The organism is Nocardioides sp. (assembly GCF_035503875.1).
Taxonomy (GTDB): domain Bacteria; phylum Actinomycetota; class Actinomycetes; order Propionibacteriales; family Nocardioidaceae; genus Nocardioides.
In genome coordinates this window covers 69,917-83,948 of record NZ_DATJTA010000082.1, presented here as the reverse complement: position 1 = coordinate 83,948, position 14,032 = coordinate 69,917, and the positions used below count along the sequence as shown (strand labels likewise).

The following is a 14,032-nucleotide window of genomic DNA, read 5'->3' as shown; positions in this document are numbered from 1 at the left end:
GCGATGCCCATGCTGGACGGCATGGAGACCCTGGGGCTGATCGGCGGCATGAGCTGGCACTCGACCGCGACGTACTACCGCCTGATCAACGAGGCCGTCGCGGCCGAGCACGGCGGGCACGCGTCCGCGCGCATCGCGCTGCAGTCGCTCGACTTCGCCGAGGTCCGCGCCTGCCAGCTGGCGGGCGACTGGGACCGGGCCGCCGGCCTGCTGGCCGAGGCCGGCCGCCGGTGCGTCGCCGGCGGGGCGAGCACCGTCGCCATCTGCACCAACCTGATGCACAAGGTGGCGCCGCAGGTCGAGGCGGCCCTCGACGTCCCGCTCCTCCACATCGGCGACGCGGTCGGCGCGGAGGCAGGCCGGCACGGCTGGCGCACGCTCGGGATCCTCGGCACCCGCTGGGTGATGGAGGAGGACTTCTACGCCGAGCGGCTCGCCCGGCACGGCGTCGCGACGGTGGTGCCCGGGGCGGCGGAGCGCGGACTCGTCGACACGGTCGTCTTCGACGAGCTCACCCAGGGGGTGATCCGCGAGGCCTCGCGGGAGGCGTACGTCGACGTGATCCGCGGACTCGCCGCCCAGGGAGCCGACGCCGTCGTGCTGGCCTGCACCGAGATCGGCCTGCTGGTCGGCCTTGAGGACAGCCCGCTGCCCCTCATCGACAGCGCGGAGGCCCATGCCCGGGCGCTGGCCGACGTGGCCCTGGGCCGGTCCGCCACCCCGGTGCCGGTCGGCTGATCAGGCCGGCGGGTCGACCATCTGGTCGAAGGCGGCGTACGCCGCGGCCCGCTCCCGCTCGATCTTGCGGCCCAGGAAGTCGGCCGTCCCCCACAGCAGCGCGAAGATGCCGCCGAGCACGAACATCAGCGGGATCACGAACCCGAGGCCGACCGCGGCGACCTGGACGAGCCAGCCCGCGGCGTACGCCCACTCCTTGCGGAGCATGCCGGCCAGCAACAGGCAGAGGACGGCCAGGCCCAGCCCGACGACCAGTGAGGTGCCGAGCCCGACGTCGGCGACCGTCACCAGCACCGGCGTGGTCAGCCCGAGGGCGATCGCCTCGAGACACAGGATGGCGGCGCACATGCCCCGCCGTGGCGAGCGCTCCCGCTCGTTGCTCATGCCCGACCCTCCTGACGGCCGCCCGGCCGGTGAGCGGGGCGGCGCAGCAGGGTGCGCGCCTCCCCGGCGGTGACCACCGAGCCGGTGACCAGCACCGCACCCGAGCCCAGCGGGGAGCCGAAGGCCTCCCCCGCCTCGGCCAGGGTCGCGGCGGCGTGGATCGCCTCGTCCAACCGCGGCTCGACGCTGACCCGGTCCTCGCCGAAGATCTCGCGGGCGACGGCGGCCAGCTGCTCGGCCGGCAGGGAGCGGGACGTGGAGTTCTGGGTGCAGATGACGTGCGCGAGGTGCGGCTCGAGGGCCGCGAGCAGCCCCTCGGCGTCCTTGTCGCCCATCACGCCGACGACGCCGATCAGCGGCGAGAACGTGAACGAGTCCTCGATCGCGGCGGCGGAGGCCTCGGCACCGTGGGGGTTGTGCGCCGAGTCGAGGACCACCGTGGGCGAGCGGCGCACGATCTCCAGCCGCGCCGGGGAGGTCACCTCCGCGAACGCCTGGCGGACGAGCTCCTCGTCCAGCGGCTCGCCGTTCGCCGCGATGGCCTCGACCGCGGCGAGCGCGACCGCGGCGTTCTGGGCCTGGTGGGCGCCGTAGAGCGGCAGGAAGACGTCGTCGTACCGACCCCGGAGGCCCTGCAGGGCCACCACCTGGCCGCCGACCGCGGGCACCCGGGAGACCACGCCGAACTCCATCCCCTCGCGGGCGATGGTGGCGCCGACCTCGGCCGCCCGCTCGAGCAGCACGGCGGCGACCTCGGGCTCCTGCTGGGCGAGTACGACGTACGCGCCCTCCTTGATGATCCCCGCCTTCTCGACGGCGATCGCGGCGGGCGTGCCGCCGAGGTACTTGGCGTGGTCGACGGCGATCGGCAGCACCACGGCGACCCGGCCGTCGGCGACGTTGGTGGCGTCCCACGAGCCGCCCATGCCGACCTCGACCACCGCGACGTCGACGGGGGCGTCGGCGAACGCGGCGAAGGCCATGCCGACGACGGTCTCGAAGAAGGAGAGCGGGTGCTCCTCGGACGCGTCGACGAGATGCGTGTACGGCGCGACGTCGTTGAACGCCCGGACGAACGCCTCGTCGTCCAGCGGCTCGCCGTCGACGGAGATGCGCTCGCTCATCCGCTCCACGTGCGGGCTGGTGAACCGGCCGGTGCGCAGGTCGAGCGCCCGCAGCAGCGCGTCGATCATCCGCGAGGTGGAGGTCTTGCCGTTGGTGCCCGTCAGGTGGATGACGGGGTACGCCGCCTGCGGGTCGCCGAGCATCTGCGTGAACGCACGGATCCGGTCGAGGGACGGCTCGAGCCGGGTCTCGGGCCAGCGCGACAACAGCGCGTCCTCGACCTCCTCGAAGGTCTGGGCCAGGCGGGGTGCGGATTCGTCGCTCATCTCGCCCCGAGTCTAGGGCTCGGCCCCGGCGGCGGCCGCTTCGCCCGACGCTCCACCGATCCGTACGGGGGCTGACAGGAACTGAAACAGGTTCTAGGTTGGCGGTCATGAGGACCACGGTCGCGATCGTCAACGGGCAGGGGCAGGACTTCACCTTCGAGGAGGTGGAGCTGGAGGGGCCGCGCGCCGACGAGGTACTGGTGCGGATCGTCGCCACCGGCCTGTGCCACACCGACGTGACGATGAAGAGCATGCTGCCGGCGGAGATGTTCCCCAACGTCTTCGGCCACGAGGGCGCCGGCGTCGTCGAGGCGGTCGGCCCCGACGTGACCGGGATCGAGGTCGGCGACCACGTGGTGCTGAGCTTCCGCTCCTGCCGCACCTGCTCCTCGTGCCAGGCCGGCCTGGTCGGCTACTGCGACTCCAGCCTGATGATCAACTACATGGGCATGCGGATGGACGGCTCGACGACGTACACCCGCGACGGCTCGCCGGTCTTCGGCTCGTTCTTCGGCCAGTCCTCGTTCTCGCGCCACGCCATCGCGTACGCCGACAACTGCGTCGTCGTCGACAAGGACCTCGACCTGAGCCTGGCCGCGCCGTACGGCTGCGGCTTCCAGACCGGCGCCGGCACCGTGCTCAACCTGCTGCAGCCGGGCGCGGACGACAGCCTGGTGGTCTTCGGGGTCGGCGCGGTCGGCCTGGCCGCGATCGCGGCCGCCGCCGCTCAGAACGTCGGCACGATCGTCGCCGTCGACCTGACCCCGAGCCGGCTGGAGTCCGCGGCGCACTACGGCGCGATCGGGGTGAACCCGGCGGAGCTGGGCGAGGTCTCGGTGGTCGACCGGGTCAAGGAGCTCACGGGCGGCGGCGCGACGTACGGCATCGACACGACGGCGGTCCCGGCCGTGGTCAAGCAGGCCCAGCAGGCGCTCGCACGCCGCGGCACGCTGGTCGCGCTCGGACTCGGCCCCGAGGAGTACGTCCTCGACGCCGTCGACCTGCTCCAGAACGGCAAGCGGGTGATGAGCTCCATCGAGGGCGAGTCCGACCCGCTGGAGATGGTGCCGCGGCTGCTGGCGATGCGGGCCGCGGGCACGTTCGACGTCGACCACCTGATCGCGACGTACCCCTTCGAGAAGATCAACGACGCCGTGGCCGACCTGCACGACGGCAAGGTGATCAAGGCGGTCCTCACCTGGTGATGACCAGGCTGGCGGTGTCGACCACCGGCCGGTATCCGATCGTGGCGTAGATCCGGTTCGAGGTCGGGTTGTCCCGGTCGGTGAACAGGCAGACCCGGTGCCCCTCGGCCCGGAGCCGGGCCGAGACCTGCGCGACCGCCGCGCTGGCGTAGCCGCGACGCCGGTGCTCGCGCGGCGTGATGACCGGGCCGATGCGGACCACGCCGTACGCCGGGAGGTTGTGGTGGGTCAGGTGGACGACCTCGCCGTCCGGGTCCTCCCAGAGCCACACCAGACCGGCCTCGACCCGCGCCGCCAGCTGCTCCTCGGTCAGCGACTCCGACGCGTGGGAGGAGCCGACCCGGCCGGCCATCTCGTCGGCGAGCTCCCCGAAGGCGTTCCACCACGCGGTCGCCAGCGGTACGTCGTCCGCCGTGGCGACCCGGAGCCGGCCGGGCGCCCGGTGGTCGACGAGCTCGCCCAGCTCCCACAGCCGGGTGCGCTCCTGCACGCTCACCGTCCCGCCACTCAGCCGGACGGTCTCGTCGGCGAGCGCGCGGGCCGGGCCGAGGGCGCCGTTCACCGCGGCGAGCGACTCGCCCCGCTCGTGGAGCAGCCGGGCCAGCGCGACGGCCGCGTCCTCCGGCATCGGCAGCAGGTACGCCGGGAAGGGAGCGAACGGCGCGGACCGCATCGCCAGCCCGACCACGCGCCCGTCGTCGTCGTGGACGCTCAGCCACCAGCGCGGGTGCGGCCCCGGCACCACGCCGCGCTCGTCGTCGGCGACCGCCCGCGCGGTCACCGTGGCGACCAGCGTGGTGCCCACCGGATCGGCCGCGAGACAGTCCCCCGCGACGGCCAGGAAGGCCCGCGGATCGGGGGTCAGCCGGACTCGGGTCACGGGGTCCACGCTAGGCACCGGGACAACCGGTTTTCGCAGGTGAGCGCGGCCACTCTAGGATTTCGGGTTATGACCGAGACCCAGCACGACCAGGCCCCCGAGACGCCCGACGCAGCACGCGCCGTCGCCGTACCGGACAAGCCTGCGCTCGAGGGACTCGAGGGGCGCTGGGTCGAGCGCTGGAAGGCCGACGACACCTACGCCTTCGACCGCACCCAGCCGCGGGAGAACGTCTACTCGATCGACACGCCGCCGCCGACCGTGAGCGGCAGCCTGCACGTCGGACACGTCTTCTCCTACACCCACACCGACCTGATCGCCCGCTACCAGCGGATGCGCGGCAAGACCGTCTTCTACCCCATGGGCTGGGACGACAACGGCCTGCCGACCGAGCGCCGCGTGCAGAACTACTTCGGCGTCCGCTGCGACCCGAGCCTGCCGTACGACGCCGACTTCACCCCGCCGGAGAAGCCGGACCCGAAGCGCCAGATCCCGATCAGCCGGCCGAACTTCATCGCGCTGTGCGAGCAGCTGGTCGAGGAGGACGAGCAGGTCTTCGAGCAGCTGTGGCGCACCCTCGGCCTGTCGGTCGACTGGAAGCAGCACTACACGACGATCGGCCCGAAGGCGCAGACCGTCAGCCAGCGCGCGTTCCTGCGCAACTTCGCCCGCGGCGAGGCCTACCTCCAGGAGGCGCCGACCCTCTGGGACGTCACCTTCCAGACCGCCGTCGCCCAGGCCGAGCTCGAGGCGCGCGAGTACGCCGGCGCCTACCACCGGGTCGCCTTCCACCAGCCGTCCGGTGAGCCGGTCTACATCGAGACCACCCGTCCCGAGCTGATCCCCAGCGTCGTGGCCCTGATCGCGCACCCCGACGACGAGCGCTACCAGCCGCTCTTCGGCACCACGGTCACCTCGCCGGTCTTCGGCGTCGAGATCCCCGTCCTGGCCCACCCCGCGGCCGAGATGGACAAGGGTGCCGGCATCGCCATGTGCTGCACCTTCGGCGACCTGACCGACGTCACGTGGTGGCGCGAGCTCGACCTGCCCGTCCGCACGCTGATCGGCCGCGACGGCCGGCTCTCGCGCGAGACCCCGGAGTGGCTGGCGCACGAGCCCGCCGCGGCGGCGTACGAGGAGCTGAAGGGCAAGACCGCCTTCTCCGCGCGTGAGGCCGTGGTCGCGAAGCTCCGCGAGAGCGGTGACCTCGACGGCGACCCGAAGCCCACCCAGCGGATGACGAACTTCTACGAGAAGGGCGACAAGCCCCTCGAGATCGTCGCCACCCGGCAGTGGTACATCCGCAACGGCGGTCGCGACGCCGCGCTCCGCGACGAGATGCTCGAGCGCAGCACCGAGATCCAGTGGGTGCCCAGCCACATGAAGCACCGCTACGACAACTGGGTCGGCGGCCTCAACGGCGACTGGCTGATCTCGCGCCAGCGGTTCTTCGGCATCCCGTTCCCGGTCTGGTACCCCCTCGACGAGGACGGCGAGCCCGACTACGAGCACCCGCTGCTCCCCCGTGAGGACCAGCTGCCGATCGACCCCTCGACCATGGCCCCCGAGGGGTACGCCGAGGACCGGCGCGGGAAGCCCGGCGGCTTCATCGGCGACCCCGACGTGATGGACACCTGGGCGACCTCCTCGCTCACCCCCCAGATCGCGGGTGGCTGGGAGTCCGACGGCGACCTGTTCGACCGGGTCTTCCCGATGGACCTGTGCACCCAGGCGCACGACATCATCCGGACCTGGCTGTTCTCCCGCGTCGTCCGCGCGCACTTCGAGAACCACACGGCTCCCTGGTCGCACGCACTGGTCTCCGGCTTCATCCTCGACCCGGACCGCAAGAAGATGTCCAAGTCCAAGGGCAACGTCGTGGTCCCGACCGAGATCCTCGACAAGTTCGGCGCGGACGCCGTCCGCTGGCGTGCCGCGATGGCCCGTCCCGGCCTGGACTCGCCCTTCGACGAGACCCAGATGAAGGTCGGCCGCCGGCTGGCGATGAAGGTCCTCAACGCCTCCAAGTTCGTGCTGGGCGGCGTCGGCGCCACCGAGCTGCAGCCCTTCGCGGTCTCCGAGCCGGTCGACTGCGCGCTGCTCGGCCGCCTCGCGCTGGTGATCCGCAAGGCCACCGACGCGTTCGAGGCCTACGACTACACCACCGCGCTGGAGACCACCGAGAAGTTCTTCTGGGAGTTCTGCGACGACTACCTCGAGCTCGTCAAGGAGCGCGCGTACGACGAGGACGGCGGCCTGGCCACCGACTCGGCCAAGGCGACGCTGGCCATCGCGCTGGAGGTCCAGCTGCGGCTGCTGGCGCCGTTCCTGCCGTACGTCACCGAGGAGGTCTGGTCGTGGTGGCAGGAGGGCTCGATCCACCGGGCCTCCTGGCCGACCGAGCTCGACCTCGGTTCGGCCGCCGCTGCCGACCCCAGCACCGTCGACGCGGTCGCGGCCGTGCTCGTCGGCATCCGGGGCGCGAAGTCCCAGGCCAAGGTCTCCATGCGCGCGGAGCTGTCGCGCGTCGAGGTGACCGGCCCGGAGGCGCTCGTGCGGGCCGCCGAGCTGGCCGCCGACGACCTGCGCCGGACCGGCAAGATCACCGGCGAGCTGGTGTTCACCGTCGCCGACGACGCCGGCCAGGAACTCGACGTCCAGGCCGAGCTCGCGGAGGTCACGCCCGAGGGCTGAGCCCTCCGGGCCTGAGGCTCAGGAGCGGCCGCGTCCCCCGTGGTCGCGGCCGTGCCCGCGGTCGCCTCGGTGGTGCTCGCCCCGGCCGCGGTCGCCGCGGTGCGAGTCGCCCCGGCGGTCACGGTCGCCCCGGTGGTGACCCCAGCGGTCGTGGTCACCCCGGCGCGAGTCGTCCCGATGGCGGGCGTCGCGGTCACGATGGCCGTGGCTCCCGCGATCGTCGTCGCCGCCGTACCCGTGGTCTGAGGTGTTCCGGTCGTCGCCACGTCCGGCACCGCGGTTCGGCCCGGCCTGCTTGCCGCTGCCCTGCGGACCGCTGTGGCCTCGGTCGCCGCTGTGGCCTCGGTCGCCGTGATCGTGGTCGTGGCTGTGACTCGGACCCGCCGGGGACGGGGAACCGGTGCTCGCGGCCGGCGGCGGGACCGCCGTTGCCGGAGCCGTCTCGGCCGGTGCCGACGACAGGTTCGACCGCGTGGAGTCTCGACTGGGCTTCTTCGCCCGCGGCGGCCGCGTCGGGGCCGGGGCCCGCTCGGCGTGCGGCGCCGGCGTGGAGGCGCGCGGGGGCACGGACGGCTCGGGCGCGACGCCGCGCCGCGTCTCGGTGGGCGCCGAGCGCGAAGGGTCGGGACGGACGTCCGGCATGAGCGTGCTGCCGGCGACGACGACGGGCGCCGTACCCCGGCCGAGCAGACCTCGGAACGCCTCGCTCCGCAACCCGGTCACGACCACGATCACGCAGGCGACCAGCAGCACGACGAACGCCAGCAGCGGCCGTCGATGCTCCTTGCTCACTGTCCCCACACCTCTCCCCGACCCATGATCACCGTCTCGGACATTGTGGTCGGCAGACGGCCCCCGACCCCAGTCAACGCGACCTGGGGACCCTCCGAACGCCGATTGGTCCAGACCAGTGCGCCGCTCAGACGTCCGCGGGGATCACCGCGAGCGCCAGCCGACAGGCCCGGTCGACCTCGGTCAGGTCCGACGACGAACCCCAGAGCTGATGCCGGGTGTTGCCGGCGTCGAGGTAGGCGTCGAGCCGGAACGCGTCGTCGACGGGCTGCTGCGACCCGGCCGCAGCGAGCTCGGCCTCGAGCAGGTCGAGCCACTCGCGCTTGAGCCCGCGCACCGCGTCGGCGACCGGGCCGGACCGGCGGCCGTACTCGGCGGTCGTCGCCGCCACGAAGCAGCCGCCCGGAAAGACCTCCGCCCGGACGTACTCCCGCCACGCCTCGACGAGACCGGACAGGCGGTCCGAGCCGGGCTCCCGTCCCCACGCGGGGCGGACGACGGCCTCGACGTAGATGTGCCGGGCCTGCGCGACCGCCGCGACCTGGAGCGCCTCGCGACTGCCGAAGACGGTGAGGATGCCGCTCTTGCTGACGCCGGTGCGCTCGGCCAGCGACCCGAGGGTGATCGCGTCGAGCCCCTCGACCGTGGCGACCATCGCCGCCTCGTGGGCGACCCGCCGCCGGGTGGCGTCCCCACGCGCCCGTCGCCCGTCCGACTGCTCACCGCTCATGCCCGAACTATACGTCCGACTGGACGCAAAGATCGCGGGCGCCGTACGCTTCCGACAATACGACCGATCGAACGCATAGTTGGGAGCGCACATGACCACCCTCGACACCTCCGCGGGCGTCGTCATCCGCAAACGGGTCTACCTCGACGACCTGGACGGGTTCGGGATGCTGCACCACGCCGGGTACGCCGTCCTCTTCGACCACGCGGTCCTCGACTACTGGACCGACGCCGGCTGGGTCACCGACCCCACCGTCTCCGTGCAGGTGATCCGCGCCCTGGAGCTGACCTACCACCTGCCCGTCGTGGGCGTGCAGGACGTCGACGTGCACCTCTGGGTCGACCGCGCCGGCCGGTCGAGCGTGACCTACCGCTTCGAGGTGCTCTCGGCCGACCACACGGTCCGGCACGCCGAGGGCAGCCGGGTCCTGGTCAACCTCCACCCGCAGACCCTGCGCCCCACGCCGCTGACCGAGGAGATGTGGCAGATCGCCACTCCCCTGCTCGCCCCGGGCGTCGAGCGACCCCTCGCGCCGGCTCACTCGCTGGTCGAGTAGCGAGCGGCCATCTCGTTGGTCGAGTAGCGAGGGCCAGCGAGCGTATCGAGACCCTCGGCGCCGGTCGAAGGATCAGAGCAGTGGCGCACGCGAGACCAGATGGGTCTCGACACGGCGGTCACGGCTTCGCAGGCTCAGCCGTGCGCCTCGCTCGACCACCATCAAGAAGTCTGCTTGATCAAGGGCGGCTTCGCCGACCTTGGATCAAGCAGACTTCTTCTTCGGCTTCGATTCCCGCGGGATCAGCGTGGGCGGGACGTTGTCGACGACCGTCTCGCGGGTCACGACCACCTTGGCGACGTCGCCGCGGGAGGGGACGTCGTACATCACGTGGAGGAGGACCTCCTCGATGATCGCGCGCAGACCACGCGCCCCGGTGCCGCGCTCCATCGCCTGGTCGGCGATCGCCGCGACGGCGTCGTCGCTGAACTCCAGGTCGACGCCGTCGATGTCGAAGAGCTTCTGGTACTGCTTGACCAGCGCGTTGCGGGGCTCGGTGAGGATCTGCACGAGGGCGGCCTGGTCGAGCTTGGTGACGCTGGCGATCAGCGGCAGCCGGCCGATGAACTCGGGGATCAGGCCGAACTTGGTGAGGTCCTCGGGGCGTACCTGCGCGAGCAGGTCCTCGGCCTCCTTCTCGGCCTGGCCGCGGACCTCGGCGGTGAAGCCGAGCGTCTTCTTGCCGACCCGCTGCTCGATGATGTGCTCCAGGCCGGCGAAGGCGCCGCCCACCACGAAGAGGATGTTCGTGGTGTCGATCTGGATGAACTCCTGGTGCGGGTGCTTGCGCCCGCCCTGCGGCGGCACCGAGGCGGTCGTGCCCTCGATGATCTTCAGCAGCGCCTGCTGGACACCCTCGCCGGAGACGTCGCGCGTGATCGAGGGGTTCTCCGCTTTGCGGGCCACCTTGTCGATCTCGTCGATGTAGATGATCCCGGTCTCGGCCTTCTTGACGTCGTAGTCGGCCGCCTGGATCAGCTTCAGCAGGATGTTCTCGACGTCCTCACCGACGTAGCCGGCCTCGGTCAGCGCCGTGGCGTCGGCGATCGCGAACGGGACGTTGAGCATCCGCGCCAGCGTCTGCGCGAGGTAGGTCTTGCCACAGCCGGTGGGGCCGATCACGAGGATGTTCGACTTGGCGACCTCGACGACCTCCTCCTTGCTGTGCTTGCCCGACACGGGCTGGAGGCCGGCCTGCACCCGCTTGTAGTGGTTGTAGACCGCGACCGCGAGGGACTTCTTCGCCTGCTCCTGCCCGATGACGTAGGAGTTGAGGAACTCGAAGATCTCCTTGGGCTTGGGCAGCTCGTCGAGGCTGACCTCGGTGCCCTCGCTCAGCTCTTCCTCGATGATCTCGTTGCACAGGTCGATGCACTCGTCGCAGATGTAGACGCCGGGACCGGCGATCAGCTTCTTGACCTGCTTCTGGCTCTTCCCGCAGAACGAACACTTCAGCAGGTCGCCACCGTCACCGATACGTGCCACGGCAGGTCATCCTCCACTCGACAAGGTGCAAAAAACTGTTCACGACGGTACCCCGAGCCGGCCCCCTGCGGGGGCCGACACGGGGCAATGATCAGGACCGGCTCAGCGCCGGAGTGCCCTTGCGGGACTCCACGACCGAGTCGATCAGGCCGTACTCGACGGCGGCGTCCGCCGTCAGGATCTTGTCGCGCTCGATGTCGCGGCTGACCTGGTCGGCGTCCCGGCCGGTGTGGTCGCTGATCATCTTCTCCAGCAGCTCGCGCATCCGCAGGATCTCGTTGGCCTGGATCTCGATGTCGGAGGTCTGGCCGAACGTGCCCTCGGTGTAGGGCTGGTGAATCAGGATCCGGCTGTTCGGCAGGGCCAGGCGCTTGCCGTGGGTGCCGGCGGCCAGCAGGATCGCCGCGGCCGAGGCCGCCTGACCGATGCACACCGTCTGCACGTCGCACTTGATGAAGTTCATCGTGTCGTAGATCGCCGTCAGCGCCGTGAACGAGCCGCCGGGGCTGTTGATGTAGATCTGGATGTCCTGGTCGGGGTTCATCGACTCCAGGCACATCAGCTGCGCGATGACCGCGTTGGCGACGTCGTCGGAGATCGGCGTGCCGAGGTAGATGATGCGGTCCTCGAAGAGCTTGCCGTAGGGGTCGATGCGGCGGAAGCCGTACGACGTCCGCTCCTCCCACTGCGGGATGTAGTAGTTGGCGGCGGGGCCGGTGGGCGCCAGGCCGCCGGGCGCGGTGATGTCAGCCATGGGTCAGTCCTTCTTGTGGGCCGGGCGGCCGTCGTCGGCGGCCTCGCGGGCGCTCTTGATGACCTGGTCGACCAGGCCGTACTCGAGGGCCTGGTCGGCGGTGAACCACCGGTCGCGGTCGGCGTCGGCGATGACCTGCTCGATCGGCTGCCCGGTGTGCTCGGCGATCAGGTCGAGCAGCACCTTCTTGATGTGCAGGGACTGCTGGGCCTGGATCTTGATGTCGGAGGCGGAGCCACCCATGCCCGAGGAGGGCTGGTGCATCATGATCCGCGCGTGGGGCAGGGCGTAGCGCTTGCCCTTGGTGCCGGCACACAGCAGGAACTGGCCCATCGACGCGGCCAGGCCCATGCCGACCGTGGCGACGTCGTTCGGGATGTAGTTCATCGTGTCGTAGATCGCCATGCCGGCGTCCACGGAGCCGCCCGGGGAGTTGATGTGGAGGAAGATGTCCGCCTCGGGGTCCTCGGCGGAGAGCAGCAGCAGCTGGGCGCAGATCGCGTTCGCGTTCTGGTCGCGCACCTCCGAGCCCAGGAACACGATCCGCTCACGCAGGAGACGCTGGTAGATGTGGTCGTCGAGGACGTTGAGGCCGCCACCACCCATCCGGTGGTCGAGCGAGTCGCTGGAGTACTGGGTCACGCAGCGACCCTAGCCCGTGGGGCCGACACTTCCACGGACAATCCCGGGCTGTTCGCCAACAGCGGATTTCCCCGCCCCGGAGGCGACCGGACCAAAGCGAAAGGGCCGAGCCGGCGCGAACTCGCGCCGGCTCGGCCCTCTGAAGCGGTGGGCCGGCCTCAGGCCTTCTCGTCGGCCGTCTCGTCGCCCTCGGCAGCCTCGGCGGCCTCCGCCTCGGGCTCGCCGATGGTGCCGTCCGGGCGCAGGTTCTTCAGCTCGACCGCGTTGCCCGAGGCGTCCTTGACGACCGCGGACTCCACGATCGTCGCCAGCGCCTTGCCGCGCAGGATCTCCTGCACGAGGTCGGGGATGTGGTTGTGCTCGAACATGTGGTTCGCGAACTCCTGCGGGTCCTGACCGGACTGCTGGGCGCGGCGGACGAGGTGCTGGGAGAGCTCCTGCTGGTCGACGCCGAGCTCCTCCTTCTTCGCGATCTCGTCGAGGATGAACTGGGCGGCGACGGCGTCGCGGACCCGGCGCTCGAGGTCGGCCTCGAACTCCTCGACGGTCTGGTTCTCGTCCTCGAGGTACTTCTCCATGGTGATGCCGGCCATCGCGAGCTGCTGCTCGACGTTCTGGCGGCGGGCGTTCAGCTCGTCCGCGACGATGGTCTCGGGCAGCGGCACCTCGACCTGGTCGAGCAGCACCTCCAGGACGGCGTCGCGGGCGGCGGCGGCCTGCTCGAGGCGCTTGCCGTTGGCGAGGCGGACCCGGATGTCGTCGTTCAGCTCGGCGACGGTGTCGAACTCCGAGGCCAGCTGCGCGAAGTCGTCGTCGAGGTCGGGGAGCTCCTGCTCCTGGACCTGCGAAACGGCGACCAGCACCTCGACGGCCTCGCCGACCAGGTCGCCGCCCACGAGCTCGGAGGAGAAGGTCTTCTCCTCGCCGGCGGACATGCCGGTCAGGGCCTCGTCTAGTCCGTCGAGCATGCCGCCCCGACCGACCTGGTACGACATGCCGGCGACCTCGGCACCCTCGAGCACCTCGCCGTCCTTCGTCGCCTTGAGGTCGAGGACGACGAAGTCGCCGTCGGCGGCCGGGCGCTCGACGTCCGCCAGGGTGGCGAAGCGCTCGCGGAGGGACTGGATCTGCTGGTCGACGTCCTCGTCGGTGACGACGGCGTCCTCGACCTCGGCGGCCAGACCCTCGTAGCCCGGCAGCTCGATCGTCGGCTTCACGTCCACCTCGGCGGTGAACTCCAGCACCTCGTTGTCCTCGAGCTTGGTCACCTCGACCTCGGGCTGCGCGAGCGGCTCGAGGGAGTTGGCCTGCAGCGCCTCGACGTACTTCTTCGGGAGCGCGTCGTTGATGGCCTGGTCCAGCACGGCGCCGCGCCCGACCTGGCGGTCGATGACCATCGGGGGCACCTTGCCCCGGCGGAAGCCGGGGACGTTGATCTGCTGGGCGATCTGCTTGTACGCCGCGTCGAGGCTCGGCTTGAGCTCCTCGAAGGGCACCTCGACGGTCAGCTTGGCCCGGGTGGGGCTCAAGGTCTCGACGGCGCTCTTCACAGGTCTTCTCCTACTGCTGGTGGATGGTGGGGTGGTACGTCGGGGCGACAGGACTCGAACCTGCGATCTCCTGCTCCCAAAGCAGGCGCGCTAGCCACTACGCTACGCCCCGCCAAGTTGCCCACCGGTTGCCCGACGAGCCGCCTGGAGCGGATGACGGGAATCGAACCCGCGTAGCCAGTTTGGAAGACTGGGGCTCTACCATTGAGCTACATCCGCGCGCACGAGGGC

General features: G+C 71.1%; 14 protein-coding genes and 2 tRNA genes. 6 read left to right on the top strand and 10 right to left on the bottom strand.

The features are described 5' to 3' along the window. Positions 1-3 precede the first annotated feature (3 nt). On the top strand, positions 4-738 hold the full coding sequence (locus tag VMF51_RS19630) for an aspartate/glutamate racemase family protein (protein ID WP_325476152.1): 735 nt from the start codon (positions 4-6) through the stop codon (positions 736-738). Here VMF51_RS19630 and VMF51_RS19625 read toward each other — a convergent pair whose 3' ends face one another. After that, positions 739-1,122, bottom strand: a complete 384-nt coding sequence (locus VMF51_RS19625) for a DUF4233 domain-containing protein (protein WP_325476151.1) — start codon at positions 1,120-1,122, stop codon at positions 739-741. Further along, complete coding sequence (gene folC, locus VMF51_RS19620) at positions 1,119-2,513, bottom strand: bifunctional tetrahydrofolate synthase/dihydrofolate synthase (RefSeq protein ID WP_325476150.1); 1,395 nt, start codon at positions 2,511-2,513, stop codon at positions 1,119-1,121. The genes VMF51_RS19625 and folC overlap by 4 nt, the downstream gene beginning before the upstream one ends. Before the next feature lie 107 nt (positions 2,514-2,620). Here folC and VMF51_RS19615 point away from each other — a divergent pair, with 107 nt between their 5' ends. Continuing rightward, entirely contained in the window at positions 2,621-3,718 is a 1,098-nt protein-coding gene (locus VMF51_RS19615; protein WP_325476149.1) for an NAD(P)-dependent alcohol dehydrogenase, read from the top strand. Here VMF51_RS19615 and VMF51_RS19610 read toward each other — a convergent pair. Further along, positions 3,708-4,598, bottom strand: coding sequence for a GNAT family N-acetyltransferase (locus tag VMF51_RS19610; RefSeq protein ID WP_325476148.1), 891 nt, complete (start codon positions 4,596-4,598; stop codon positions 3,708-3,710). The two genes, VMF51_RS19615 and VMF51_RS19610, sit on opposite strands and share 11 nt — an antisense overlap. A gap of 69 nt (positions 4,599-4,667) precedes the next feature. On the opposite strand from VMF51_RS19610, the gene valS reads away from it, so the two are divergent. From valS to VMF51_RS19595, 3 genes are all read left to right on the top strand, one after another. Beyond that, positions 4,668-7,292, top strand: coding sequence for a valine--tRNA ligase (gene valS / locus VMF51_RS19605; protein WP_325476147.1), 2,625 nt, complete (start codon positions 4,668-4,670; stop codon positions 7,290-7,292). 39 nt (positions 7,293-7,331) lie between these two features. Further along, positions 7,332-7,538, top strand: a complete 207-nt coding sequence (locus tag VMF51_RS19600; RefSeq protein WP_325476146.1) for a hypothetical protein — start codon at positions 7,332-7,334, stop codon at positions 7,536-7,538. Positions 7,539-7,764: 226 nt separating this feature from the next. Continuing rightward, positions 7,765-8,112, top strand: coding sequence for a hypothetical protein (locus VMF51_RS19595; RefSeq protein ID WP_325476145.1), 348 nt, complete (start codon positions 7,765-7,767; stop codon positions 8,110-8,112). A 99-nt stretch (positions 8,113-8,211) separates the two neighbouring features. On the opposite strand, the gene VMF51_RS19590 is transcribed toward VMF51_RS19595, so the two are convergent. Beyond that, positions 8,212-8,814 carry a TetR/AcrR family transcriptional regulator gene (locus tag VMF51_RS19590; protein WP_325476144.1) on the bottom strand — a complete coding sequence of 201 codons (603 nt, stop codon included), beginning with the start codon at positions 8,812-8,814 and terminating at the stop codon, positions 8,212-8,214. 91 nt (positions 8,815-8,905) lie between these two features. Between VMF51_RS19590 and VMF51_RS19585 the strand changes: the two genes are divergently transcribed. Beyond that, positions 8,906-9,370, top strand: a complete 465-nt coding sequence (locus VMF51_RS19585; protein ID WP_325476143.1) for an acyl-CoA thioesterase — start codon at positions 8,906-8,908, stop codon at positions 9,368-9,370. Positions 9,371-9,574: 204 nt separating this feature from the next. Here the strand turns inward: VMF51_RS19585 and clpX are convergent, their stop codons facing one another. The 6 genes from clpX to VMF51_RS19555 all read right to left on the bottom strand — a co-directional run bounded on the left by clpX (position 9,575) and on the right by VMF51_RS19555 (position 14,020). Further along, on the bottom strand, positions 9,575-10,855 hold the full coding sequence (clpX, locus tag VMF51_RS19580) for an ATP-dependent Clp protease ATP-binding subunit ClpX (RefSeq protein WP_325476142.1): 1,281 nt from the start codon (positions 10,853-10,855) through the stop codon (positions 9,575-9,577). Between the two features lie 91 nt (positions 10,856-10,946). After that, positions 10,947-11,609: an ATP-dependent Clp protease proteolytic subunit gene (locus VMF51_RS19575; protein ID WP_325476141.1), complete on the bottom strand. Its 663-nt coding sequence runs from the start codon at positions 11,607-11,609 to the stop codon at positions 10,947-10,949. A gap of 3 nt (positions 11,610-11,612) precedes the next feature. Further along, positions 11,613-12,215: an ATP-dependent Clp protease proteolytic subunit gene (locus VMF51_RS19570; RefSeq protein ID WP_325476170.1), complete on the bottom strand. Its 603-nt coding sequence runs from the start codon at positions 12,213-12,215 to the stop codon at positions 11,613-11,615. Between the two features lie 194 nt (positions 12,216-12,409). Continuing rightward, positions 12,410-13,801 carry a trigger factor gene (gene tig / locus VMF51_RS19565; protein ID WP_325476140.1) on the bottom strand — a complete coding sequence of 464 codons (1,392 nt, stop codon included), beginning with the start codon at positions 13,799-13,801 and terminating at the stop codon, positions 12,410-12,412. A 39-nt stretch (positions 13,802-13,840) separates the two neighbouring features. After that, positions 13,841-13,913 (bottom strand) — tRNA-Pro (locus tag VMF51_RS19560). Positions 13,914-13,946: 33 nt separating this feature from the next. Continuing rightward, positions 13,947-14,020 (bottom strand) — tRNA-Gly (locus tag VMF51_RS19555). Positions 14,021-14,032: the final 12 nt, after the last annotated feature.

Coding starts and splice junctions, on each gene's coding strand:
- folC (WP_325476150.1), bottom strand. CDS start 2,513: ATGAGCGACGAATCCGCACCCCGCCTGGCCCAGACCTTCGAGGAGGTC.
- VMF51_RS19590 (WP_325476144.1), bottom strand. CDS start 8,814: ATGAGCGGTGAGCAGTCGGACGGGCGACGGGCGCGTGGGGACGCCACC.
- VMF51_RS19615 (WP_325476149.1), top strand. CDS start 2,621: ATGAGGACCACGGTCGCGATCGTCAACGGGCAGGGGCAGGACTTCACC.
- VMF51_RS19570 (WP_325476170.1), bottom strand. CDS start 12,215: ATGGGTGGTGGCGGCCTCAACGTCCTCGACGACCACATCTACCAGCGT.
- VMF51_RS19630 (WP_325476152.1), top strand. CDS start 4: ATGCCCATGCTGGACGGCATGGAGACCCTGGGGCTGATCGGCGGCATG.
- VMF51_RS19585 (WP_325476143.1), top strand. CDS start 8,906: ATGACCACCCTCGACACCTCCGCGGGCGTCGTCATCCGCAAACGGGTC.
- VMF51_RS19575 (WP_325476141.1), bottom strand. CDS start 11,609: ATGGCTGACATCACCGCGCCCGGCGGCCTGGCGCCCACCGGCCCCGCC.
- VMF51_RS19625 (WP_325476151.1), bottom strand. CDS start 1,122: ATGAGCAACGAGCGGGAGCGCTCGCCACGGCGGGGCATGTGCGCCGCC.
- valS (WP_325476147.1), top strand. CDS start 4,668: ATGACCGAGACCCAGCACGACCAGGCCCCCGAGACGCCCGACGCAGCA.